1 protein-coding gene is annotated in these 256 nt (G+C 40.6%); it reads left to right on the top strand.

What is annotated here, in order from left to right:
• Positions 1-256 (top strand): hypothetical protein (locus AAEY78_RS13925; RefSeq protein WP_352339960.1); only part of this gene is annotated, 256 nt, incomplete at both ends.

Here is a 256-nt window from a genome sequence, read left to right as displayed (position 1 = left end):
AAGTAGCGGTTATCATTCAAGATGGTATTCGTCGTATGTATGGTGACGATCAAGAAAACATTTACTACTACTTAACGTTAATGAACGAAAACTACCATCAGCCAGCTATGCCAGAAGGCGCTGAAGAAGGTATTCGTAAAGGTATTTACAAGCTAGAGAGCTACGCAGGCAAAAAAGCCAACGTACAGCTATTAAGCTCGGGTACTATTATGACTGAAGTACGTAAAGCAGCTAAAATATTGAGCGAAGACTACGG

The organism is Psychrobacter sp. 16-MNA-CIBAN-0192 (assembly GCF_040309565.1).
Classification (GTDB): domain Bacteria; phylum Pseudomonadota; class Gammaproteobacteria; order Pseudomonadales; family Moraxellaceae; genus Psychrobacter.
Note: the sequence above shows the minus strand (reverse complement) of the source record. Positions and strands in the feature narration are given on the sequence as shown.